This is a genomic window from Brevibacillus reuszeri, from assembly GCF_001187725.1.
GTDB lineage: Bacteria > Bacillota > Bacilli > Brevibacillales > Brevibacillaceae > Brevibacillus > Brevibacillus reuszeri.
On sequence record NZ_LGIQ01000009.1, the window covers coordinates 1615561 to 1638760 of the forward strand.

Sequence of the window (23200 nt, forward strand, 5' to 3'; positions counted from 1 at the left end):
TCAATGTATGGAGGTTCCCATGACAAAATTGCAACGAATGTCAGAAGCGGAAAAACAGATCATGGACATCATCTGGGCAGTTGGACGTCCTATTACAACAGCTGAGATTCTTACCATACTACCAGAAGACAAGGCATGGAAGCAGAATACCGTCATCACCTTTTTAGCTCGGCTCATGGAAAAGGAAATGATAAAGGCGGTTCGTAGTGGAAAGGCCAATTTCTATGAGCCTCGTATTTCGGAAGCGGATTATCAGAAGCTGGAAACGAAGCGGTTTGTAAAAGAGGTCCATCGGGGATCGGTATCAGGCTTAATCAGCGCGCTTTGTGACAGTGAGGATTTAACCAAGGAAGATATCGAGGAATTGATGAACAAGCTGAGAGCACAGGCCGAAAAATGATTCTCCAAATATACGTTCCCTTACTCCTTATGTCTATCGTTGCGGCATTATTGTACCTGGTTCTCAGGTTATGCATCCGGTTTAATCAGAAGCATTTTACAGCTACGTGGCTTTATTATGTGAATGTCCTGATCTATGCCTTTTACCTTATTCCGTTTTACATGCTATACAGCTGCTGGGATCATGATCTCCTGAAGGCTGCTTCAAGTCGTTTCACTGAAAGTCCAACCCTAAATAAGGTCCTGTCCATTACAGATTCACCAGATTGGAAAGCCGACAGCTTTGCTGTCACTCATGAATCCAGCTTTTCTAGCATGCTCCTCATTGAACTCATTCCTTACACGCTTGTGGCAGGAACCGTGATCTTTCTTCTAGTCATCCTGTTTCAAAATATTGCGTTTCACCGCCGCATTTCCTGGTTATGCGAGCAGGCAGAAGATCCGATTATCCTAAACGAGCTGGCAATATGCCAACAAAAGCTGGGCATAAAAAAAGAAATCCCGGTCTATTTATCGCCCTACTGCCGTACTCCATTTCTTTATGGGATCGGCAAGCCGCGCATTGTCTTACCAGCGGCTATGGATTTTTCTGGAGAGCAGTATCACCAGATTTTTCTGCATGAGATGACCCACTATAAGCGGCATGATACTCTGCTAAAATGCCTGTTCATCGTGACGAACGCTCTACATTGGTTTAATCCGCTTGCCTACTTGGCGAGACGCGATATTGATCGCTATTGTGAGCTGTCCTGTGACGAGAAGATTGTCCAATCTATGGACGAGGGTGAGCGAAAAAGATACGGCCAGTTACTGTTGAGCGTCCTGTGGAACGCTGCTCAGCAAAAAGGCGGGATATACTCAGCTTTCAGCAATACACGAAAATATATGGAGAGGAGAATTCAAATGATTTGGGGAAATAAGCCTGTGAAAAGAAAAAAATCAGCCCTAGTCCTTACGATGTGCGCTTTGCTTTCCGTTGCCTACATCAGTACGGCTTTTGCTTATAGTGGAAGCCAGCACGCACTTTTACAAACGGATGCCAGTCCAAAAGCGTCTGCCAGTAAAGCAGGAGCCTATTTGCCGGATGAGTCTATGATTCTTGAAGGGGAGGTTGGTACTACGCTTCGCCGAGGCGACTTGATTTTTGAACGCATAGAAAACGACAGTCATGCATTTCCTGAAAAGGTAGATGCCATATTGGCGAATACCTCGCAGACGCATCTCATCAAGAAGAGTGAAGGAAATGAATATGGCACGATATGGGTGAAAAATGAGGGCAGTCGTCACGTCATTTTTACAGTAACCAATGCTACTCCGTCTGGAACGGTAATCCCGGGAAGTATCGTGAAAATTCCTGCCCAGACCACATGGGTGATCACAACTCAGCAACCTTTGACGCCAGGAGAATATTACGCCAACTTTACATCAGGGCAGGCGATTATGTCAGGACAGGTCGCATTCACATTTCAAATGAAAGAGTAGTTGTAGCGTAAGAATAAAAAACCTTTAGAAAATCAGTTGGAGGTGTCCATGGACATGGAAGAAAAACTAAAGCCGTTTATATGGATTGAGCATGAGAGTGGCAGTACGTCAGTCATTTTGAATGTGGGTACGTATAAGAATGAAGTTTTTGAAACAAGAGCGGAGGAAGGATTTGAAGGCAACGGTTACGATTGGGGCTCGCTGGCAGCCGTTTTTCTACAGGAGCGACTGCCTGATCTGGTCGATGTCGTGCGTTTTGATCCAGAAGGAAGCATGTTCTGCGCTTACTCGAAAGACCGGGAGGCTTTAAAGCAGTTTGCGATCGAATTTAAGGATGCGTGTGAGGACGATGCTCTCATCCGAGATTTATTCTCCCGCGCAGAATTGGATTGACGAGGCTGATGGTCGTGAAAACTCCGATTTATTTGTACAAAGCTGTTGAGAGCCCAGATAAAATCATTGTGCACTATACAAACCTTGGTGATGTCCGAAACGGGGCGATTGCGTTCAGCAAAACGTCGGGAGAAGGGCATAGCCGGTTATTGATTCGCGATTGTGCAAATGCCCTTGAAGTAGACGCAAAAGTGGAAAGCCTGCTTGCGGGATTTTGGCAGGAGAAGCGTTATCCTCAATCGTTTTGCACGGACGATCTGTATCTTTACAAAATGAGTGAATGGGCAGACGAGGTTATTTATGCATATGCGATAAGACCTTTTTCAGTTGGAGAGGCAGAGTTTGACAAGACGCGGCTGGAGGCTCGCCAGATAGTCCCTTTAAGCATAGACGGGGGACAGGAGATCTTCCGGCGTGTGACGGAGCATTTGCGAAGCATGGTCGAGAGCGATCAGCCTGTACCAGAGCTTGATATTGTGGAAGTGCATGATGAATATCGCGATATTGCCTGCGCGGAGCTAACCGAGGACGACTTGCCAGGAGAGATGGCCGGGTGGGGGAGTATTGTCACATTTGCCATGACATTCGACGAGTTCGATTCTTTTGAGGAATGCTTTGAGGCGTCAGACCGGATTGAGCAAAAAAACGAAGCGGACGGTGATTTAACCGACTGCTCGCTATGGGATTTACGGGCATTTCTGCTGATGGAGGAGCGGGGCTGCCATCATCGTGGCGATTGGCCGACACCTGCGTGTATGCAGCTTATTTATGATGTTATGGATGCGATACGCGAGAAAGTCAAAGTCGCGCAAGAGAGGAAACCAGAGAATGAAAGCCCCTAAAAAAGGAAGAAAGCAACGAGACATTAAGTCAGTTGCTTTCTTCTCGTTACACCGTTTCATGTAAATGACAAGCCAACAAAATCTGCAAAAAGTCATCCGGGTTGTGGAATTCCAGCTGCAGCAATTCCTCGATCTTTTTTAACCGATGATACAACGTGTTTTTATGAATATGCAGCTTTTCGGCAGTTTCGTTAATCGATTTGTTCGATTTTACATACGTGAAGAGCGTCTTTTCCAAATCGTTGTTTTGGGCTTTTTCGGAGCGCAGTGGCGACAAAATATCCTCTGCGAAGCTCTCGATTTCCGAAAAGGGCTGCGTCAAAAACAAGCGGTTGACCCCAATTTTTTTATAGGTCATGATTCCTGTCTTTTTGCGATTGATCATAAAAGAGAGCGATTTGCTTGCCTCGTCATAGCACTTGGCGATCGAATGAAAGCCTTCATAGGAGGTGCTTAGACCAGCATGGAGCGGTGTCTCTTCCCGATCTCCCCATTCCAGCAGGTGTGAATGCAGCGCTGAGATAACCTTGTTCATTTCGTGGGAAGCGTTGGTCGAAAAGAGGATCGTCACCTTATTATGAAAGCCAAAGATCAGGGTGCCTTTTTTCGGAATTCGTCGTTTGATGCTGGAGATTAAACGATGAATGACCGCCTCCAAAGCTTGTAAATCGGTATAGGAGACGACTTCCACGAGTAGCACAGAGAAAAAGGAAGCGGGTTGTAAACCAAGCGATTCTCCTGCTTCCTCCAGCAAGCGCGGGTCCTTGTATTGCAGCAGGTCAGTAAATAACTCCTGTGTTTTTTTGTAGTAGACCTCCTCTTGGGTTTTCCGTTTTGTCATCTCCAGTGCGAGGACATTGCTCGCTTGCTCGATGGTCATCTGATCATGGGGGGAAATCGGTGTAACGAGAGGGATCAGGAAGCATCCGAGCGAAACGCTATCCGAAATGAGCGGGTATACGTAATGATGGACCTCCTTTTGATTTCGATCGACAATATGGATAGAAAAGGGCTTTTTCTTCGTATGCAGAATGCGGGAGATTTCATCATGACTGACACAAAGCGAGCGCAAGGCATGTTTCGGAAAAAAAGCTGCATCCAGGTTGTCGAAAAAGAAAATCTCCCGGTTGATCATGCGGTTTAATTCCTGAATCATGAACGTGATGCTCTTGTTTTGCAGGGAAAACTGCGTTAAGGTCTCATGGATTTCTGCTCTTCTCAAAAGAAGCCTGTTCGTCTCCTCTAGTTGCTTCGTTAATTCAGAGATTTCCTCCAGTCGTTCATTTGCTTCTTGATAAAGCTTGGCATTGTGGATCGCAATCGCGGCTTGAGCGGCAAAGCCCTCTAACAAATGCAAGTCATCCTCACTCAATTTCCCTTCTGCGTCATATTGCTGGACAGTCATAACACCAATTGCTTTGTTCTCCAGCAAAAGGGGGACGGAGATAAGCGACCTTAATTTGGAGCTGTCGCTTGCAGCCAGAATATGGCGGAAATTTTCCGCGGAGAGATCAGCCATCGCCGCATATATTTCGTCACGCGAATAATAAATAACCGGGCTACTGTCCCGAAACACTTTTCCGGTGATGGATTCCCCGCTTTTGACTCTTGTCTCGTCGAGCTTGGAATTAAATCCAACAGCTGCCCGAGATGTTAGCTCTTCTGTTGTTTCATCGAACAGCTGCAAATATCCGGCATCAGCAGCATGGATAACGCTGAGAGCCTGGGTAATAATCTTGTTCAAAACGTCCTGAGGCTCAAGCGAAGAGGTGATGGAGCGGATGCTTTCTATCATGCTTGCCAGCTCAGCGTCTTTTGTTTTCATTTTGTTTTCCATCCCTAAAGAGGAAAATAGGACGTACATGGTCTCAAGCTCATCTTGGGCAAGATCCACATGAGGACGGAAAAGTCGGAGAAGAGCTTGACCGTCATCCTCATAAAAGAAGGAAATCTGCGTCTTTTCTGTATCGGATTGCACCTGGATTTGATCGTCCACCCGTTTAGTGGGGAGCAGCTCATCCAGTAGTTTCATTTTGCTATTTGTATAAAGAAGTTGAAATTTATGATTTGAATGCTCGGAATAGAAAAGCTGAAAAGGAATTTCCTTCATTTTTTTATTCAGATAGGAGTAAAGCGGTTGAGTTTGCAGCATAAAGACACCCCCGAATAAGACTAGTATACAATAAAATGGGTGAATTATTGTGCGATCGTACATTGAGGTGTTATTGTCAGATAGTTTATGATATTCCGCATAGACAAGCACGTATAGCTACGTTGAAGTATCTATCGAAGTATTGGAAAAAGCTGCGGCTGGTAGTGGAATCGGAAAGCTGTTCTTTTTTTAATCTGAATTGTTTGAATATTATTTGTTTTTAAAAGGGAGATGGCTGGTATGGAAAAGCTCTATGAATTATTGGACCAAGCGTACAGCGAAATGGTTGAAGTGCGACGTTATTTGCATCAGCACCCGGAGCTCTCCTTTCAGGAAGTGAAAACGCCTAAATACATTGCAGAATACCATGAGAGACTTGGGCATGAGGTTCGCACAGGTGTAGGGGGAGGCGGTGTCGTCGCTACGCTGCGTGGCGGAAAACCGGGAAAAACCGTTGCCCTGCGCGCCGATTTTGATGCACTGCCGATTCAGGAAGAAACCGATGTCCCGTTTAAGTCTGTTGTAGACGGCGTCATGCACGCTTGCGGACATGACAGCCATACGGCAACGCTTCTCGTTTTGGCAAAAGTGCTGAATAGCATGAAGGACGAAATCGAAGGAAACGTGGTATTCATTCACCAGCACGCAGAGGAAATGCTGCCAGGCGGAGCCATTGCAATGATCGAAGACGGCTGCTTAGAGGGTGTCGATGTCATTTTTGGTCAGCATATTTGGTCCACAGGCCCTGTTGGAACGATTGAATACCGTCCCGGTCCAGTCATGGCAGCTGCCGACTTCTTCCACGTGAAAATTCAAGGGCGTGGCGGACACGGTGCACAGCCGCACAAGACAAAGGACAGTGTCGTAATCGGAGCGCAGCTCGTCGGCAATTTGCAGCAAATTGTTTCCCGTAGAGTCGATCCGCTCGATTCCGCTGTTCTCTCTATCGGTTCTTTTGAAGCGAAAAACGCGCCAAATGTCATCGCTGATACAGCGAAGCTTTCGGGTACGGTGAGAACCTTCAAGGAAACCACCCGTGCTGAGGTGGAGCAGGAAATCGAGCGAATTATCAAAGGAACATGCTTGGCTGGTGATGTAGAGTACGAGTTCGAATATATCAAAGGCTATCCGGCGACCGTCAATCCGAAAGAAGAGATGGATTTTGTGGCTAAGCTCGCTGAGACTGTACCCGGTGTAACAGCTGTCAACGAGTGCGAGCCGCAAATGGGCGGGGAAGACTTCGCTTACTATTTGCAGCACGTGAAGGGAGCTTTCTTCTTTACGGGTGCACAGAACCCGGAATTGAATGCCGTCTATCCTCACCATCATCCGAAGTTCAATATTGATGAAAAAGGTATGTTAATTGCCGCGAAAACATTAGGACTGGCTACATTAACCTATTTGGCGGAAAACAAATAAACAGTGGCTTTCCATCATGAGTAAAGGTGCTTGCTCTCTGGTAGGATGCTTTAAAGACTGGAGAGCAGGGCCTACATTTTACGAAAACAGCCTATTGAAGAAAGAAAGTGATACGTATGTCTCAGATGCTTGCTTTAGTCATTCTTGTTGGTATTTTATATATCGGGGATTGGGTAGCGGTTCGGACCAAGGCCTGGGTGCCTTCTATCTTTGTCTGTGCAGTCTTGTTTCTCTTTGGGTATTGGACGTTTTTCCCGAAAGATATTGTAGCGGTGTCAGGGGTACCGCCTGTTGTCGCGACAATGATGATGTACTTGTTGATTACGAATATGGGTACGCTCTTATCTACTCAGGAATTAAAAAGACAGTGGAAGACTATTATTATTGCTCTATCAGGTATTTTGGGAATTATCGCTATTTTATTTGGTGTCGGAACATTTCTATTCGGTTATGAAACCATTGTGGTTGCCATCCCGCCGCTGGTTGGAGGTGTAGTGTCTGCACTGATCATGTCAGAGGGAGCCAAAGAAGCTGGACTGATCTCGCTATCCGTATTTGCCATCGTCATTTACGTGATGCAAGGCTTCGCAGGATATCCGATCACATCGATTATGCTAAAAAAGGAAGGGAAGAGACTGCTGCAGCAATATCGCAGCCAACAGCTGACGTCAGCAAGCCCGGAAATTGCTGCTACGGCTGAGGCTACAGAGTCTGGTCCTACCTTGTTTAAAAACATGCCAGCGAAGTACAACACGGATTTCTTTAAATTTTTCAGACTGGCTCTGGTCGCTTATTTGGCCTATTTGGTCTCTACCCTACTGGCGCCACTCGTGACCGTCAGCCCGTTCGTTCTCTGCTTATTGTTCGGGGTTATTGCCAAAAGCATCGGGTTTTTGGAAAAGCAGGTTCTACAAAGAGCGAATGGTTTCGGGTTTGCCCTCATGGCGTTAATGCTTTTCATTTTTGACGGATTGAAGCAGGCGACACCGGCTATGATGCTTGAGATTATTTATCCGCTTATCGGTTGTATCGTTTTAGGTGTCATCGGGATGTATCTGTTCTCCCTGGTCGCAGGAAAACTGTTAAAAACGAGCAAGGAAATGGCGTTTGCTGTATCATTGACCGCTTTGTACGGATTCCCGGCTGACTATATCATTACGGATGAAGTAATTAAGTCATTGACTGAGGATGAAAAAGAGAGAGAAATGCTGACCAGCCATATGCTGCCGCCGATGCTGGTGGGCGGGTTTATCACTGTTACGATTGTTTCCGTTATTTTGGCAGGGATATTTGTTGGGTTTTTGTAGGCAGAAAGGAAAAGACGTGTGCCGGAGCTTGATTGATTGCTCTGGTCACGTCTTTTTTGTATGCTACTAGACAAACACTTTACACACTTGAGAGAGAAGGATTATTGTTTTAGGGACTATATCAAAATCCAATCGATCTACAGGGAGGCTAAATCAAGCAATGAAACCCATCACCATACTAATCGCAGACGATGAGGCGGAGATTGCCGAACTGATTGCCTTGCATGTCAAAAAAGAAGGCTACAACACGATCATCGCATCTGATGGAAAAGCAGCGGTGCAAGCAGTTCAAACCCATTCGATTGATCTAGCGATACTAGACATCATGATGCCAAATCTGACTGGATATGAAGCGACCCAACTCATCCGCGCCCAGCACAATATGCCAATCATCTTTTTAAGCGCCAAAGCATCCGATTTGGATAAAATCTCGGGACTGGTCATGGGGGCAGACGATTATATGACGAAGCCGTTCAACCCGTTGGAATTGATGGCTCGCGTCAATGCTCAGCTACGTCGCTACACCCAGCTCAATCAACTGGCAGCAGTCGATAATAAGGTACTGGAGGCAGGCGGACTCGCGATTTATCCTGACCAGCGCATCGTCACCATGTACGGAGAAACGATCGAGCTGACACCAAAAGAATTTGATATTTTGTATTTGCTGGCAAGCTATCCGAAGAAGGTCTTTAGCGCAGAAAACATTTTTGAGAATGTCTGGGGCGAGGCGTACTATGAGGGCTGCAATACCGTCATGGTGCATATTCGAACCCTGCGCAAAAAGCTTGGCGAGGAAAAAGCCAAAAACAAAGTCATTAAGACCGTTTGGGGCGTGGGGTATTCGTTCAATGGCTAAACTCATACGAAGCTTTCGCTTTAAAATGATCGCGCTCCTCGGGCTTAGCATGCTTTTTTCGGGCATCATCACTTACTCGCTCTATAAAGTTCTTCAGTTTTACTACCGGACACAAGTGAGGTTTGAAAACCCGCTCCGACCCTTCCGCTATTTCATCCGAGAATTTGGGGATATCAATTTCTTCTTGCTCTTTTTTATCCCTCTGGCCATCTTGTTTTTCTTTCTTTTCACCAAACGGTACGCAACCTATTTTCAAGAGATTTCAACAGGGATTCATCATCTGGCAAATGGAGATTTCACCAAAAGCGTAGAAATATCTGCCGATGATGAGTTTGGGGATATTGCCAAGGACGTGAATCTGGCAAGCCAAAAATTGCAGCAAGCAGTCCAAAGAGGAGATTTTGCAGAGAGCAGCAAGGATCAGCTTATTTTGAATTTGGCGCATGATTTGCGTACACCACTGACTTCGGTGATCGGGTATTTAGATCTGATTTTGCAGGATGAGCAGATGACGGCAGAACAAACCAGACATTACGCGACGATTGCGTATACCAAGTCGCAGCGTTTGGAAAAGCTGATCGATGAGCTGTTCGAAATCACCCGGATGAACTACGGCATGATTACGATTGAACGGGAAATCATTGACCTTGGTGAATTGCTTGTCCAGTTAAACGAAGAGCTGTACCCTGCTTTTGAAAAAAATCATCTGGAAACAAGACTGAATGTGACCCCCCAATTGTTTATTCGTGGAGATGGCGAGCTGTTGGCACGCGTATTCGAGAATTTCCTGACCAATGCGATTCGATACGGGCAGGATGGTAGGTTTGTCGATATCAACGGCTTTCGGGAAGGCGACGAGGTCGTTGTTCAGGTTATCAATTACGGCAACCAGATCCCGGAAAAAGAGCTGCCTCATCTGTTTGAAATGTTTTATACGGGCGATCAGGCACGCACGCATCAGGGAGGAAGCACCGGACTTGGGCTGTTTATCGCCAAAAATATTGTAGAGCAGCATCAAGGAACGGTATCTGCCCAAAGTGATGTAATCCGAACGCTTTTTGAAGTGCGATTGCCAATAGAATCCGCGTAACAGAGGAGATACAGCGGCCAGAACAGTTACTGATTTTAGAAAAACTTTATGTTTACCCCACTTTTTCTTTTAAAAGTTTATCCTACCCTGTTTAAGTGACGAGCTAGGGAGGAAACTGCAATGAAAAAGTGGGGTTGTTTGTTTTTCATCGTACTTTTGGTGGTCGGTTATAAGGTCGTGGAGCCAATCGTATGGGGAGGACAGAAACAGCAAGAGGGAAGCAATCAAGAGCAAGCAGGATCAGCTCTGGACTATAAAACAATCAGTGTTGAAAAAGACCAGGTCTACCAAGGGAATTTATTATTGGTCAACAAAGACTATCCCGTTCATCAAGAGGGAGTAGCATCCGATGTAGTCAATTTGTCCAGGCATGATTACTTGATCGATGGTTATGCGCTGATTGACGGTAGCATTGAATTGTCAGAGAAAGTAGCGGAGTCCTTTTTGGAGATGGTTCAGGCAGCAAATGCGGATCATGTGAACCATTTTATGATAAATAGCGGCTATCGAGGTTTTGATGAGCAAAGAAGGCTCTATGAAAAAATGGGGTCCGACTATGCTTTGCCAGAAGGCTATAGCGAGCATAATCTCGGTTTGTCTCTGGACATCGGATCCACACAAATGAAGATGGAGCAGGCGCCAGAAGGCAAGTGGCTGAAGAAAAACGCGTGGAAATACGGATTTATTTTGCGCTATCCCGAAGATAAGGTGGCGATTACGGGCATTCAGTACGAGCCTTGGCACTATCGCTATCTCGGCTTGCCACACAGCGCGATTATACAGGAGAAGCACTTTACGCTGGAGGAGTATCTCGATTACTTGAAAGAGATAAAGGAGACAACAGTGACTGCCCAGGGTGAGAGCTATCGCATTTTCTATTACCCGGTTGCGCAGGACGCCATGATCCAGGTACCGACAAATCGCAAATATGTGATTTCCGGAGACAATCGGGAAGGGGTCATTGTGACCGTATATCCATGATGAAAAACGTTGCCTTTTTGATTCGGGTAGGGAGGAATTTATGATGAAAAAGCACTGGTGGATCGTGCTCAGTGCAGGGGTGCTGGCAATCGGTCTTGGTGGTGGCTATGTGTTGCAATCAGGCGATGCACTTCGCCAAGGGGTTCCAGTCATGCTGACAGCGGCAGTAACGGCAGATATGGAAAGCACGATTCTCACATCCGGAATCGTCAAAGTAAGCAATGAGCACACCTTGTTTGCGAGTGGCTCTGGTGATCTACGCAATTATTCCATCCAAGAAGGTGACAAAGTCAGTAAAGGACAGGTCATCGGCAGCATTGATACGTCGGACGTGAGCAATCAAATCATGGATGTTGAAGCGCAAATCGCAATTCTAGAGGCCAATATTGCCAGATTGTCTAAAAGTGTGGAGCCAGAGGAAATCACCAAGCTTCAGGAGGAACTGGCACAAGATGAGCGCGATCATCAGACGGCACAACAGCATTTTGAGCGTACACAATCACTGTTTACTTCAGGAGTGTCCACGCAGCTGGATGTAGAGCAGGCGAAGCAAAAGCTGCTGACTGCAGAATCAAAGGTAAAGGTCACCAAGCAAAACCTCTTGTTGAAGCAAAAAGGACCAGACAAGGCGGAAATCCAATCGTATGAAGCGCAGATACAGAAGCTGAATCTGGAAAAAGCCAAGTATGAAAAACAGCGTGTCCAAAGCAGTATCGTCTCTCCAATCGACGGAACTGTGCTTTCCACCAAGGTGAAAAGAGGGAAGGTCCTGAGCAAGGGCGAGGAAATTCTCACGATTGGCGATACCAACAGCTTGATTGTAGAAGCTGAGGTAGGCGAATCCGATCTGCGAAAAATAAAAATAGGTCAGGAAGCGGTTATGACAGGTATTTCATTGGGGGGTGAACAGCTGGGTGGCAAGGTGTCACGGATCTCACCGATAGCGGTAACAACCCAAGGGTCAGAAGGTGAAAAGACTCGGGTTACAGTTATCGTCGATCTAGTCACAACCAACGAATACTTGAAGCCTGGCTTTCATGTTGATGTAGACATCGTTTTGCAAAAAGAAGCCAACGCCGTGCAGGTACCAAGCGAGTGTGTCATGACCGATCAGGATGGCTCGACATTCGTCTGGATCGCGGAAAATGGCAGGGCAAAGAAGAAAAACGTGACGACAGGCATCGAAAATGAACTCTCTGTCCAAATCAAAAGCGGCCTGGATGGAACCGAAGAGTTGATAGCCAATCCGCCAGAATCTTTGCAGGAAAATGTACCTGTCTTCCAGGGACCGTCCGCTTGAGATCAGGGAGGAGGGGAGGATACCTATGCTGCACATTGAGGGGTTAACCAAGCAATACAAAACAGATGAAGTAGAATTGTTTGCACTGAAAAATATCAATGTCCACGTGTCCAAAGGCGAATTCGTAGCAATTGTCGGTCCGTCCGGGTCAGGAAAATCAACTTTTATGAACATGCTGGGCTGTCTGGATCGGCCAACCTCGGGCTCTTATATCTTGGATGGCATTGAAGTCACCCGCTTAAAAGACAAGGAGCTCGCGGGCGTGCGCAATCAAAAAATCGGCTTTGTGTTCCAGTCCTTTAACCTGTTGCCACGCGCCACTTCTCTGCGAAATGTCGAGATCCCGATGCTGTATGCCGGAGTAGGGATCACTGAAAGGAAAAAAAGAGCGACTGCTGCCTTGCAACGGGTTGGGCTGGGGCAGCGTATGGGGCATAAACCGTCACAGCTTTCTGGCGGTCAAAGGCAACGGGTCGCTATTGCCAGAGCATTGGTCAACCAGCCTTCTATTGTACTGGCGGATGAGCCAACGGGTAATCTGGATAGTCGTTCAAGTACGGAGGTTATGACGATTTTTCAGGAATTGCATGCACAAGGGGTAACGATTCTGCTGGTCACGCATGAAGCAGATATTGCCCAGCACGCTGAGCGGGTCATCACGTTTAAAGATGGCTGCATCATCAAAGACGAGCAAGTAGAAGACCGTTTGTTTGCAACAGCCTCCGAAGAGGTGATTCTGACATGAATCTACTGGAGAGCCTTCGCTCTGCCCTCGACGGCATTGGCGCCAACAAGCTCCGTGCCAGCCTGACGATGTCTGGGATTATCATCGGAATTACGTCTGTCATCGCTGTCATGACACTCGGCAATGGCAGTCAGCAGGCCTACATCGATCAACTGGAGAAAATGGGAGCGACGACTTTTAGTGTGTATTACAACTGGGACCCCAGATTGGGAAGTACAACCACTGATTTAACCGTTGAGGATGCGGACGCACTCCCGCAGCGTTCGCCTTATATCGATGCAGCTGTGCCGTTTTTCTCCATTTACGGAACGATTCACGGGTCGAAAAAGGAACAGAATGCAAGAGTACAAGGTATAAATGGAGATTTGCTCAAAATTAAACCGAATCTAACCCTTGTCAAAGGCAGATTTTTTACCAGGCAGGAAGTCAGAGAGGCCAAGCGCGTTATCGTTTTGGATCAGGAATTGGCGCAGGGGCTGTTTGGGAATGAAGATCCGATAGGCAAACGGGTTACGTTTAATATGGCTGCAGCAATCGTCATCGGAGTGGTCAAGGAAGATAAGCTCTCGCTTGATCAAGGGGGAGCTATGACAGCGTACATACCCATTACCTATATGCAAAACGTGAACGGAACGAAGTATATTTCAAGCATGTCGGTGAAAGCATCATCCAAAGCGACAATTCAGGCAGCAAAGGACCAGACGATCCAATATTTAAACCGCATCCATGGGCGCGAAAATTATTACCAGATCGAAAGTATCGAGGATTCCTTAATGGGCTTCGATAGCTTTTCCGGGACACTGACGACGACCTTTAGTGTTGCTGCCGGGATTGCACTGCTTGTCGGTGGAATCGGGGTCATGAATATCATGCTTGTATCCGTTACGGAGCGGACCAGAGAAATCGGCATTCGCAAGGCTTTAGGGGCACGTTACAGGGACATTTTGCTGCAGTTTTTGATCGAATCTGTCATTGTCTGTCTGATCGGCGGCACGCTCGGAATACTATGTGGGATCGGCACTGCCTCCATCGCGTCGCAATACGTCGATGTACCGCCACTGGTTACGTGGGATAGCATCCTCATTGCATTTGGCTTTTCCAGTGCGATCGGTATCTTCTTTGGACTATACCCGGCAAGCAAAGCAGCCAGACTGAATCCAATTGAGGCACTGCGGTATGAATAATGCACAAAAAATGACGGGCTGATTAGCGGCTGGTCATTTTTTTGTTTAAAATAGAAGGAGTGATTTGCAGAAGGTTTTGAAAGGGTGTCTTAAATGAGTAAAACACTTGTACTGGCGGAAAAGCCTTCCGTCGGGCGAGATATCGCGAAAGTATTGCAGTGTCACAAAAAAGGAAACGGATTTTTTGAAGGAGATAAATATATTGTTACATGGGCGCTGGGCCATCTCGTCACGCTAGCCGATCCGGAAGTCTATGGTCAGCAATTCAGCACATGGAAAATCGAGGATTTGCCGATTATGCCGTCCCCGTTGAAGCTGGTGGTCATCAAGGAGAGCAACAAGCAGTTCCATACGGTGAAACAGCAAATGAGACGAAATGATGTAAATGAAATCGTGATTGCGACAGATGCTGGTCGTGAGGGCGAGCTGGTTGCTCGTTGGATTATTGACCTGGTACATGTAAATAAGCCGATCAAGCGTCTCTGGATTTCGTCGGTAACGGATAAGGCAATCAAGGAAGGCTTCCGCAATCTAAAAGACGGCAAGGCTTATGAAAATCTGTACGCCTCCGCTGCTGCCCGTGCTGAGGCAGATTGGCTGGTTGGCATTAATGCGACACGTGCGCTCACGGTTAAGCATAATGCTCAATTATCCTGCGGTCGTGTGCAGACACCGACATTGGCGATCGTTGCGCAAAGAGAAGAAGAAATCCGCCGCTTTACGCCAAAGCCGTTTTACGGTCTGTCCGCAGTGGCCCAAGGGCAAATCAAGCTCCAATGGCAGGATCAGCAAACCAAGGACTTCAGAACGTTTACCAAAGACAAGGCGGATCAGCTGCTGACGTCACTTCAACACGTAAGAACCTCGGAGGTCATTGAAGTGAATAAGGCTCATAAAAAAACGTTTGCCCCGCAGCTCTACGATTTGACGGAGCTCCAACGGGATGCCAACAAAATATTTGGCTATTCCGCAAAAGAAACGCTATCGATTATGCAAGGCTTGTATGAGCATCACAAGGTAGTGACGTACCCGAGGACAGACTCGCGCTATCTTTCTGCCGACCTCGTGGAGACATTGCCAGAGCGAATCAAGGCAGTGCAGATGAAACCATACGCGCCCATAGCCGCCAAGCTGCTGCGAGCGCCAATCAAAGGGAACAAATCGTTCGTGGACGATAGCAAGGTATCCGATCACCATGCGATCATTCCGACAGAGCAATCTGTTTTTCTGGGTGATCTGAATGATCGGGAACGAAAGATTTTTGACCTTGTCGTGAAGCGTTTCCTGGCTGTTCTGCTGCCTCCTTTTGAGTACGAGCAGACGACCATTCACGTGAAGCTCGGAAGTGAGCTGTTCCTTGCAAAAGGCAAAACGGTCCTCGTCCAAGGCTGGAAGGAAGCGTACGATCACGATGTGGAGGACGAGGATGCAAAGGATGGCGTAGCTGAGCAGCTTTTGCCAGCGATTGCAAAAGGAGATCGTCTGCCCATCACCGCTGTTTCCCAAACTAAAGGCGAGACGAAGCCACCGGAGCCTTTTACAGAGGCAGGTCTTTTGTCAGCGATGGAAAATCCGGCGAAATACATGGCGGGAGAAAGCAAAGAGCTGATCAAAACTATTGGCGAAACGGGCGGACTCGGTACGGTTGCGACCCGTGCGGATGTCATCGAGAAGCTGTTTAACAGCTTCCTGTTCGAAAAGCGGGGCAAGCATATTTTCGTCACTGCAAAAGGAAAGCAGCTATTGGAGCTGGTTCCAGACGAAATGCAGTCGCCAACCTTGACGGCGCAGTGGGAACAAAAGCTGGGTGCTATTGCAAAAGGAAGCTTGAACAAGCAGGCCTTCATTGGAGAAATGAAAACGTACGCCAAGGCAGTAGTGAATGAGATCAAGAACAGCGACAAATCATTCAGACATGACAATCTGACCAGAAGCAGATGTCCGGAGTGCAACAAGTTTTTGCTGGAGGTAAACGGAAAGCGGGGCAAAATGCTCGTTTGCCAAGACCGGGAATGTGGCTACCGCAAAGGCGTCGCCAAGCAGACCAACGCCAGATGTCCGCAGTGCCACAAAAGACTGGAGCTGCGCGGTGAGGGGGAAGGACAAACCTTTGTCTGTGTATGTGGGCACAGGGAGAAGCTCAGCACCTTCCAGCAGCGACGGGACAAGGAAAAGGGCAGCAAGGTTTCTAAAAAAGAAGTCGCCAAGTACTTAAAGGGACAGGATAAGGATGAAAACGACGGTTTGAACTCGGCGCTGAAGGATGCGCTCGCCAAGTTCAAGTTTGATGAATAACAAATACGCGTGACATGGCAACACCCCAAGGCTTCGAACAAGCTTTGGGTTTTTTTCACGTCACACATTCGCCTGCACCATCTGCAAATACTGCTGCAACCCTTTGGACAGCCAGCGTTCCTTGTGGTAACAGGCATAAATGTAGCGTTCTTGCTCCGGCGGCGGAAGAGGGGCACATGCGAGTATGTGATTGTTCACTTCTTCTGTTACCGCCTGCCTGGATAGGAACGAGATGCTATTTCCGATCATTAGCGCCCGTTTTATCGACTCCAGTGAATCCAGCTCCATGCAGTAATGCAGCTTCAGATTGTGAGCAGACGCCCACTTGGTTGTCATTTGACTCGTTGTTGAATTCGTGCCGTGAAAAATGAAGGGCTCCTGGGCAATATCGATGACATCAATGCTGCCCATGGTAGCAAAACGATGGTTCGCGGAGTAAACAATCACCAGCTCGTCGTCACTCAGAGGTTGAATGTGCAGCTTGGGGTCATCGAACGGCTGGGAGGAAATAAATCCGAGATCAATTTGGTGATCCAGGAGCAGCTGTTGAATGACTGGAGCGGGTTTGATCATCAGCTTGACGGATACACCGGGATATTCGCGGCTGAATTGGCTAATCACCTGTGGCAGCATGTACGTTCCCGGCACATAGCTCGCCCCGATGGTAATCGTTCCTCGTCGGGCCTCTCGATATTCCAGCAGCACGCGTTCCGTTTCCTGCGACAGAGCGGTGATTTTGGAAGCATAATGCAGGAGGGCTTTACCAGCCTCCGTCAGTAAAATCACACCTCCGCGCTGCTCAAACAAGCGTACTCCGTAGTTTTCCTCCAGACTTTTCATATGAAAGGTCACCGTAGGCTGCTTGATTCCCATCACTTCAGCGACAGTAGACACCTTTTTATATTTCGATAGAAGCATAACGATTTCCAGCTTCGTGATATTCATGGGAGCTCTCTCCTCGCACGTATCTTCGTAGTTCCTCCTGCTTTTCGCCCCTATTATAGAGAAAATCTATGAGAACAAATAGATCATAATAGAAAATTTAACGATGATGAGACGAAAGGTTAACAATAGCAAAAAACTTCTATCTTACACTCATAGTAGATTCGTAAACAGGAAGGATTGCAGGTATGGATCTAATCGTAAAGCAACTAACCAAGTCCTTTGGAGCCATGCAAGCGCTCCAGCCACTTGATCTGCATATTCGATCAGGGGAATTTACGACATTGCTCGGTCCGTCCGGATGTGGCAAGACTACCTTGCTGAGAATGATTGCCGGATTGGAAACGCCAGATAGCGGTGAAATCTGGCTCGACGACGAGTGCGTTTTTTCCTCAGAGAAAGGGGTGTTCAAGCCCGTCCATAAACGTGGGCTGGGCATGGTGTTTCAAGACTTCGCGCTTTGGCCGCATTTGACTGTATACGAAAATGTCGCCTTTGGATTGAAAGCGGCAAAGCAAACAAGCGGGATGCGGGAGCGAGTCATGGACGCGATTGAGGCTGTGCGTCTGCAAGGGTTGGAGCAGCGTTATCCCAGTCAGCTCTCTGGTGGGCAGCAGCAGCGGGTTGCCTTCGCCAGAGCGATTGCGGTGGAGCCGAAGCTGATTTTGTTTGACGAGCCACTAAGCGCACTAGATGCCCTGTTGCGAGATGAGATGCGGGCAGAGCTATTGCATCTGGTGCAATCACGGGGACTTACCGCAATCTATGTTACGCACGATCAGCTGGAAGCGATGTCGATGTCAGACCTTATTTTGGTCATGCAAGCGGGCAAGGTGCTGCAAAAAGGAGCGCCAGAAACGATCTATCATCGTCCGACTGAGCCATTCGTAGCAAGATTTGTAGGGAAATCCAACTGGATTGAGCCAGATGAGCTGATGATTCGGCCGGAGAGACTGCGCTGGACAGGTCGCCCGGGAGATTTGAGCTGGTCGACTGAGGTAAAGCGTGTGAGCTACTTGGGAGATCGGTATGAAATCACGCTAGAGCATGCGGATGGGACCGTCTGGGTCGCTTACCATGACCAACGATTGCGAGCAGGAGATCACGTCATTGTATATGCGTCATCAAATGAAATTCATTCGATTCAACCAATAAAGGAGGAAGTAAACGTATGAAAGCTTCAAAAAAGATGGGTCGTGTAAGTAAGTCCGTACTGATGACCATGACGATGAGCCTTGCTCTACTCGTAACAGCATGTGGAAGCAGCACAACCGGCAGCACCACAAGCAGTAATGCACCAAAGGAAGCGCAAACCACTACACAGACAGCACCGGCACCGGCTCCTACTACGGAAGCAGCAAAACCGAAATCGGACAAACTGACCGTTTATGTGGCTGGCCCAGGTAAGATGGCTGCCAAGATCAAGGAAGACTTTGAAGCTAAAACAGGTGTGAAGGTTGAGCAATTCGATGGCACTACAGGTAAAATCCTTGCCCGTCTGGAAGCAGAGAAAAGCAACCCGGTTGCTGACGTGGTAATCCTCGCGTCCTGGCCATCTGGACTCGCGCTCAAGGAACAGGGACTGACCCAAAGCTACGAGGGTGCGCAGAATGCGGGCAAGCTCTATGACACATGGGTGGACAAGGAAAAGCATTTGTTTGGCTACAGCGCATCTGCTCTGGGCATCACCTACAATACAAAGCTGGTTAGCAAACCGCCTGTTGAATGGGCAGATTTGGCTAAGCCGGAATGGAAAGGCGTAGTCAATATTCCAGACCCGTCCTTGTCGGGATCTGCACTTGATTTTATCTCCGGATATTTGAATGAGAATGGGGATGGCGGCTGGACCCTGTTCAAATCGTTGAAAGCAAACAACGTAGCAATGGCTGGTGCCAACAAGGAAGCGCTTGACCCTGTCATTACAGGTGCAAAAAGCGTTGTGATGGCTGGCGTTGATTACATGGCATACGAAGCGATGGCAAAAGGCGAGCATATCAACATCATGTACCCAGAAAGCGGTACCGTAATTAACCCGCGCCCGGCTATGATCATGAAGGATGCGAAAAACCTGGAGAATGCAAAGCTGTTTATGGACTACTTGCTCTCCGATGAGGCACAAAAGGTCGTTGCAGCCAACTACCTGCTGCCTGGTCGTGCGGATATCCCCGCACATGAAAGCCGTAGCCAAGTGAAAGACATCAAGCTGCTGAAATACGACTGGAACTGGATGACAGAAAAAGGTCCTGCGATCACTTCTGAGTTTTTGGGGATTTATAAATAAAACACGGGAGTTATTATGAAGACTTCTACTAGAAAAAACCTGTCGTGGGGTGTGACGCTGGCACTTGTGCTGATGACATTGCTTGTCGTCGTGCCCCTGCTTTTTATTTTGCTGGAGAGTGTCACTCCGAATGACCAGCTGAATCTGCTGGCACCGCTTCAGGTGATACTCGATTCCGAGCTAAACGTGGTGCTGACGAATTCGATTCTTCTCGGCTTTTGGGTTGTAGGTGGCGCTTCTTTATTGGCGCTGCCGATGGCTTTTTTAACAGCAAAAACGAGCTTGGCCAAGCATAAATGGCTGGATGTCGTGCTGATTATTCCGTTTATGACACCGCCGTATATTGGAGCGATGGGCTGGATGCTGTTTATGCAGCGCCGTGGCTTTTTGGAGCAGATGCTCCCACAGACGGAAGAGTGGACGCCGTACTTTTTCTCCTTGTTCGGAATGGTTACGATTATGAGTCTGCATTTGTTCCCGTTCCTGTATTTGATTTTGCGTAATTCACTGCGTCGCATCGGGGCAGGTTACGAGGAAGCCGGTGCTGTGTACGGGGGCGGGTTTGTCTACCGTTTCCGCAAAATCATCGTCCCGCTGCTGCTCGGCAGTTATGCGATGGGTGCATTGCTCGTCTTTGTTAAAACGATTGCGGAGTTTGGTACGCCAGCTACTTTTGGACGCAAGATCGGCTATCACGTCTTAACGAGTGAAATTCACCGATTTACGTCCAGCTGGCCGATCGATTTCAGCAAAGCGACAGCGCTCGCTTCCGTATTATTGGCTACCTGCCTTGTGTTTTGGTATGTGCAGAATTTGATCTCGCGCCGTTATGACTATCAGACGCTGGGCGGGAAAGGCTCCAAGCTGAAAATCATTCAACTCAAAGGCTGGGGATTGGCTGCGGCATGGGGTTATATCGTCTTTTTGCTGGCGACCTCTATTGGCATCCCGTATTTCTCGATCGTGGTTGCGTCACTGCAAAAGCTGCGAGGGGATGGCCTGAGCTGGGGAAATTTTACGCTAGAGCACTATGGAAAGCTGCTCACATGGGGATCTCCAGGCATGGAAGCATTGGTAAACAGTCTCGGACTTGCCTTGATTACTGCCACAGTCTCAGTGGTTATCGGAACTTTTTTGGCGATGCAAATCAAACACACGAATCGTGCTTCTGAAAAGGTGACGGATGTGTTCAGTCTGTTGCCGAATACAGTTCCCGGAATTGTCACGGTGGTCGGGCTGATTTTGTTATGGAACGCACCGTGGATGCCAATCAAAATCTACAATACGTACGGGATGGTCGTGCTCACGTATGTGGTCCTTTTCTTGCCGTACACGGTGCAGTACGTAAAATCCGGCTATCAACAAATCGATGCTTCGTTGACCAATGCGGGACGTGTATTTGGCGGGACCCCTTGGTATACGTTTCGTAGAGTCATACTGCCGCTGCTCGTACCGAGTATGCTGGCAGGCTGGATGATGACGTTTACGATCTCGATTCGTGAATTGGTCGCATCCTTACTTATTTTACCGCCGTCGATGAAGGTTTCGGCAACGTATATTTACGCGCAGTTTGAGCAGGGCGAGGTTTCACTTGGGATGGCAATGGCTGTCATTTCCGTTGGGCTTACAACGATTGTGCTGGCTGTGATGAACTATCGAGGCGCTGACAGGACGTGATGGAATGTTTCAGGTTGAGGTTTGGGGCGGCGCAGGCGAGCATGGCCGCTCATGTTATTACGTCCAGTTTGAACAGCGAGCTGTACTGCTGGATTGTGGTGTGAAAAAGGGACATGAGGAGATGTATCCACTGCTGGATGCTGCCAAGGCTCGCAAGCTGAGCTGCGTTTTTTTGTCCCATGCGCATGAAGATCACTCCATGGCGATACCACTGTTGTATCGTGATGGGTATACAGGGGTAGTTTGGACGACGCGCTCCACTGCACAGCAGCTCGACAACTATTTTGCTAGCTGGCAAAGATATGTGCAGGACGCTGGGTACGAGCTGCCTTATACAAAGGAACATATGGAGCAAGTGCGCTACCGATTCGTAGAGGACATGGCAGCACCTGGACAATGGTTTACAGTTGAGTCAGGGCTTGAGGCGTGCTGGGGTCCGAGCGGACATTTGGCAGGTTCGATTTGGCTTTTGATCAAGCATGAGGACAAGACGCTTTTTTACTCAGGCGACTACAGTCCGGACTCCAAGCTGCTTGTTGCGGATTTGCCCAGCCCAGAGTATGTGCACGACCTTCAATTTGCGATCATGGATGCAGCCTACGCCGATGATGAAACAGGGCAGGAGCAGCTGATAAAAGAGTTCGTTGCCACCTGCGGGAGAGCACTGGAGCGTGGTGGACATGTATGGCTGCCAGTGCCGAGGTTTGGCAGGGGGCATGAATTGATCGATATATTGGCAGAAGCATATCCCCATACACAAATCGTCTGTGATGAGCGACTGGAGCAAGGATTCCAGGCCTTGTTCGGCGAAGAGCTTTGGCTAAAGGCAGAGAGTGTAGCACCTTATAAAGAGATGTGGAGCAGCCGAGTACAGGTGCTTAGTCAGGAGCAAATCAGGCAAAAAAGTATTCGGTCAGACAAAACGATCATCCTGACGGCAGACCCGATGCTGCAATCGAGAGACGCAGCCAATTTACTGGAAGCTTTTCAGAGCAATCCAGAAAATGCCATCATTTTGACGGGTCACGTCTATCCAGGGACTTGCGCTGCTCGCTTGTTAGCAGAGGAGAAGCCTGGTGTGCAGGTAACCCGCCACCGATACAAAATCCACCAAGGTCTCTCGGAAGTAGCAAGGATGCTCGATCAGCTAAAGCCAAAGACGACGCTGCTCGTTCATTCGCCAAAAGAGAAGACAGATCGATTGCAAGCAAAGCTCGTTGCTCAGGGCTACAAAAATATTCTTTCCTGCACGCCGGGTGATCGGATTGTGATGGACGACGACCCCTGCCTGTTCACGAATTTACGGTGAAAAAGCGGATGGAGGTGTTCACGAATGGAAGAAAGAATCGTGAGGGAGATTCGCGTATCTGATTATCCGGGTATCTATTTGTTAAACCTGGACTTTAACCCGGCACTCCATGTGTTTACAGAAGAGCAGGTCAAACAAAGGATTGAGATGATCACTAAGAACACAAAAGACCGGATCTTTGTTTGTGAGCAAAATGACGAGCTGATCGGATACATACACGGAAGCCCATATGAATTGCTTTTTTCGGAGTCGGTTGTGAATGTCCTCGGATTTGTTGTGAAAGAAGCGTATCGAAAACAGGGCGTTGGCAGCATGCTGTTGGCGCATCTCGAGCAGTGGGGACGAAGCAATGGATTTTCCGGGATGAAGCTGTTGTCCCACCCAAGTCGAATTCAGGCCCACAGACTCTATGAAAAGAGCGGCTATCTTTTTACGAAGGATCAGAAAAACTATATGAAAAAGCTTTGAGGAATCTCGTCTCGTAGGTTAGAAACCATAGCAGTGGTGGCCCAAGACTCTATTTTTGCGTCTATGGCTGCCACTGCT

General features: G+C 48.0%; 20 protein-coding genes. 18 read left to right on the top strand and 2 right to left on the bottom strand.

Translation table 11 applies throughout. The annotated features are described in order from the left end of the window. Nucleotides 1-19: 19 nt before the first annotated feature. Genes ADS79_RS22095 through ADS79_RS22110 form a run of 4 tightly spaced genes read left to right on the top strand, consistent with a single transcriptional unit; the run spans nt 20 to nt 3116 of the window. Nucleotides 20-400: a BlaI/MecI/CopY family transcriptional regulator gene (locus ADS79_RS22095; RefSeq protein WP_049740510.1), complete on the top strand. Its 381-nt coding sequence runs from the start codon at nt 20-22 to the stop codon at nt 398-400. A gap of 29 nt (nt 401-429) precedes the next feature. Beyond that, complete coding sequence (locus ADS79_RS22100; protein WP_236700086.1) at nt 430-1881, top strand: M56 family metallopeptidase; 1452 nt, start codon at nt 430-432, stop codon at nt 1879-1881. A gap of 54 nt (nt 1882-1935) precedes the next feature. Next, complete coding sequence (locus tag ADS79_RS22105) at nt 1936-2274, top strand: immunity 51 family protein (RefSeq protein ID WP_236700054.1); 339 nt, start codon at nt 1936-1938, stop codon at nt 2272-2274. A gap of 14 nt (nt 2275-2288) precedes the next feature. Then, a complete protein-coding gene (locus tag ADS79_RS22110; protein WP_049740513.1) occupies nt 2289-3116 on the top strand; it encodes a hypothetical protein in 828 nt (275 codons plus the stop codon). Between the two features lie 46 nt (nt 3117-3162). On the opposite strand, the gene ADS79_RS22115 is transcribed toward ADS79_RS22110, so the two are convergent. After that, nucleotides 3163-5268 carry a helix-turn-helix domain-containing protein gene (locus ADS79_RS22115; protein WP_049740514.1) on the bottom strand — a complete coding sequence of 702 codons (2106 nt, stop codon included), beginning with the start codon at nt 5266-5268 and terminating at the stop codon, nt 3163-3165. Nucleotides 5269-5508: 240 nt separating this feature from the next. Here ADS79_RS22115 and ADS79_RS22120 point away from each other — a divergent pair, with 240 nt between their 5' ends. The 9 genes from ADS79_RS22120 to ADS79_RS22160 all read left to right on the top strand — a co-directional run bounded on the left by ADS79_RS22120 (nt 5509) and on the right by ADS79_RS22160 (nt 16445). After that, nucleotides 5509-6687: a M20 family metallopeptidase gene (locus ADS79_RS22120; RefSeq protein WP_049740515.1), complete on the top strand. Its 1179-nt coding sequence runs from the start codon at nt 5509-5511 to the stop codon at nt 6685-6687. A 116-nt stretch (nt 6688-6803) separates the two neighbouring features. Continuing rightward, the gene (locus tag ADS79_RS22125) at nt 6804-7994 is read left to right on the top strand and encodes a hypothetical protein (RefSeq protein ID WP_049740516.1); all 1191 of its coding nucleotides are present in this window, start codon (nt 6804-6806) and stop codon (nt 7992-7994) included. A gap of 160 nt (nt 7995-8154) precedes the next feature. After that, entirely contained in the window at nt 8155-8850 is a 696-nt protein-coding gene (locus tag ADS79_RS22130; RefSeq protein WP_049740517.1) for a response regulator transcription factor, read from the top strand. Further along, nucleotides 8843-9940, top strand: a complete 1098-nt coding sequence (locus ADS79_RS22135) for a sensor histidine kinase (protein ID WP_049740518.1) — start codon at nt 8843-8845, stop codon at nt 9938-9940. Before ADS79_RS22130 ends, ADS79_RS22135 begins: the two co-directional genes overlap by 8 nt. A 120-nt stretch (nt 9941-10060) precedes the next feature. Beyond that, nucleotides 10061-10921 (top strand): M15 family metallopeptidase, encoded by an 861-nt coding sequence (locus ADS79_RS22140; RefSeq protein WP_049740519.1) that lies wholly within the window; start codon nt 10061-10063, stop codon nt 10919-10921. A 43-nt stretch (nt 10922-10964) separates the two neighbouring features. Next, nucleotides 10965-12221 (top strand): efflux RND transporter periplasmic adaptor subunit, encoded by a 1257-nt coding sequence (locus ADS79_RS22145; protein WP_049740520.1) that lies wholly within the window; start codon nt 10965-10967, stop codon nt 12219-12221. Nucleotides 12222-12246: 25 nt separating this feature from the next. After that, nucleotides 12247-12966, top strand: coding sequence for an ABC transporter ATP-binding protein (locus ADS79_RS22150; RefSeq protein ID WP_049740521.1), 720 nt, complete (start codon nt 12247-12249; stop codon nt 12964-12966). Beyond that, nucleotides 12963-14150 carry an ABC transporter permease gene (locus ADS79_RS22155; RefSeq protein ID WP_049740522.1) on the top strand — a complete coding sequence of 396 codons (1188 nt, stop codon included), beginning with the start codon at nt 12963-12965 and terminating at the stop codon, nt 14148-14150. The genes ADS79_RS22150 and ADS79_RS22155 overlap by 4 nt, the downstream gene beginning before the upstream one ends. 93 nt (nt 14151-14243) lie before the next feature. Further along, nucleotides 14244-16445, top strand: a complete 2202-nt coding sequence (locus tag ADS79_RS22160) for a DNA topoisomerase III (RefSeq protein WP_049740523.1) — start codon at nt 14244-14246, stop codon at nt 16443-16445. Between the two features lie 60 nt (nt 16446-16505). Here ADS79_RS22160 and ADS79_RS22165 read toward each other — a convergent pair whose 3' ends face one another. After that, the gene (locus ADS79_RS22165) at nt 16506-17390 is read right to left on the bottom strand and encodes a LysR family transcriptional regulator (protein ID WP_049740524.1); all 885 of its coding nucleotides are present in this window, start codon (nt 17388-17390) and stop codon (nt 16506-16508) included. 185 nt (nt 17391-17575) lie between these two features. Here ADS79_RS22165 and ADS79_RS22170 point away from each other — a divergent pair, with 185 nt between their 5' ends. Genes ADS79_RS22170 through ADS79_RS22190 form a run of 5 tightly spaced genes read left to right on the top strand, consistent with a single transcriptional unit; the run spans nt 17576 to nt 23122 of the window. Beyond that, nucleotides 17576-18562 (top strand): ABC transporter ATP-binding protein, encoded by a 987-nt coding sequence (locus ADS79_RS22170; protein ID WP_049740525.1) that lies wholly within the window; start codon nt 17576-17578, stop codon nt 18560-18562. Continuing rightward, nucleotides 18559-19668, top strand: a complete 1110-nt coding sequence (locus tag ADS79_RS22175; protein WP_049740526.1) for an ABC transporter substrate-binding protein — start codon at nt 18559-18561, stop codon at nt 19666-19668. Before ADS79_RS22170 ends, ADS79_RS22175 begins: the two co-directional genes overlap by 4 nt. 15 nt (nt 19669-19683) lie before the next feature. Next, nucleotides 19684-21345: an ABC transporter permease gene (locus tag ADS79_RS22180; RefSeq protein ID WP_049740527.1), complete on the top strand. Its 1662-nt coding sequence runs from the start codon at nt 19684-19686 to the stop codon at nt 21343-21345. A 4-nt stretch (nt 21346-21349) separates the two neighbouring features. After that, nucleotides 21350-22654 carry an MBL fold metallo-hydrolase gene (locus tag ADS79_RS22185; RefSeq protein ID WP_049740528.1) on the top strand — a complete coding sequence of 435 codons (1305 nt, stop codon included), beginning with the start codon at nt 21350-21352 and terminating at the stop codon, nt 22652-22654. A 24-nt stretch (nt 22655-22678) separates the two neighbouring features. Then, nucleotides 22679-23122, top strand: coding sequence for a GNAT family N-acetyltransferase (locus ADS79_RS22190; RefSeq protein ID WP_049740529.1), 444 nt, complete (start codon nt 22679-22681; stop codon nt 23120-23122). The last annotated feature ends 78 nt before the right edge of the window (nt 23123-23200 follow it).

Excerpts from the sequence above, each read along its gene's own strand:
- ADS79_RS22145 (WP_049740520.1), top strand. The coding sequence starts at position 10,965 with ATGAAAAAGCACTGGTGGATCGTGCTCAGTGCAGGGGTGCTGGCAATC.
- ADS79_RS22170 (WP_049740525.1), top strand. The coding sequence starts at position 17,576 with ATGGATCTAATCGTAAAGCAACTAACCAAGTCCTTTGGAGCCATGCAA.
- ADS79_RS22140 (WP_049740519.1), top strand. The coding sequence starts at position 10,061 with ATGAAAAAGTGGGGTTGTTTGTTTTTCATCGTACTTTTGGTGGTCGGT.
- ADS79_RS22135 (WP_049740518.1), top strand. The coding sequence starts at position 8,843 with ATGGCTAAACTCATACGAAGCTTTCGCTTTAAAATGATCGCGCTCCTC.
- ADS79_RS22185 (WP_049740528.1), top strand. The coding sequence starts at position 21,350 with ATGTTTCAGGTTGAGGTTTGGGGCGGCGCAGGCGAGCATGGCCGCTCA.
- ADS79_RS22120 (WP_049740515.1), top strand. The coding sequence starts at position 5,509 with ATGGAAAAGCTCTATGAATTATTGGACCAAGCGTACAGCGAAATGGTT.
- ADS79_RS22155 (WP_049740522.1), top strand. The coding sequence starts at position 12,963 with ATGAATCTACTGGAGAGCCTTCGCTCTGCCCTCGACGGCATTGGCGCC.
- ADS79_RS22130 (WP_049740517.1), top strand. The coding sequence starts at position 8,155 with ATGAAACCCATCACCATACTAATCGCAGACGATGAGGCGGAGATTGCC.
- ADS79_RS22115 (WP_049740514.1), bottom strand. The coding sequence starts at position 5,268 with ATGCTGCAAACTCAACCGCTTTACTCCTATCTGAATAAAAAAATGAAG.
- ADS79_RS22150 (WP_049740521.1), top strand. The coding sequence starts at position 12,247 with ATGCTGCACATTGAGGGGTTAACCAAGCAATACAAAACAGATGAAGTA.
- ADS79_RS22160 (WP_049740523.1), top strand. The coding sequence starts at position 14,244 with ATGAGTAAAACACTTGTACTGGCGGAAAAGCCTTCCGTCGGGCGAGAT.
- ADS79_RS22175 (WP_049740526.1), top strand. The coding sequence starts at position 18,559 with ATGAAAGCTTCAAAAAAGATGGGTCGTGTAAGTAAGTCCGTACTGATG.
- ADS79_RS22165 (WP_049740524.1), bottom strand. The coding sequence starts at position 17,390 with ATGAATATCACGAAGCTGGAAATCGTTATGCTTCTATCGAAATATAAA.
- ADS79_RS22180 (WP_049740527.1), top strand. The coding sequence starts at position 19,684 with ATGAAGACTTCTACTAGAAAAAACCTGTCGTGGGGTGTGACGCTGGCA.
- ADS79_RS22125 (WP_049740516.1), top strand. The coding sequence starts at position 6,804 with ATGTCTCAGATGCTTGCTTTAGTCATTCTTGTTGGTATTTTATATATC.
- ADS79_RS22095 (WP_049740510.1), top strand. The coding sequence starts at position 20 with ATGACAAAATTGCAACGAATGTCAGAAGCGGAAAAACAGATCATGGAC.
- ADS79_RS22105 (WP_236700054.1), top strand. The coding sequence starts at position 1,936 with ATGGAAGAAAAACTAAAGCCGTTTATATGGATTGAGCATGAGAGTGGC.
- ADS79_RS22100 (WP_236700086.1), top strand. The coding sequence starts at position 430 with ATGTCTATCGTTGCGGCATTATTGTACCTGGTTCTCAGGTTATGCATC.
- ADS79_RS22190 (WP_049740529.1), top strand. The coding sequence starts at position 22,679 with ATGGAAGAAAGAATCGTGAGGGAGATTCGCGTATCTGATTATCCGGGT.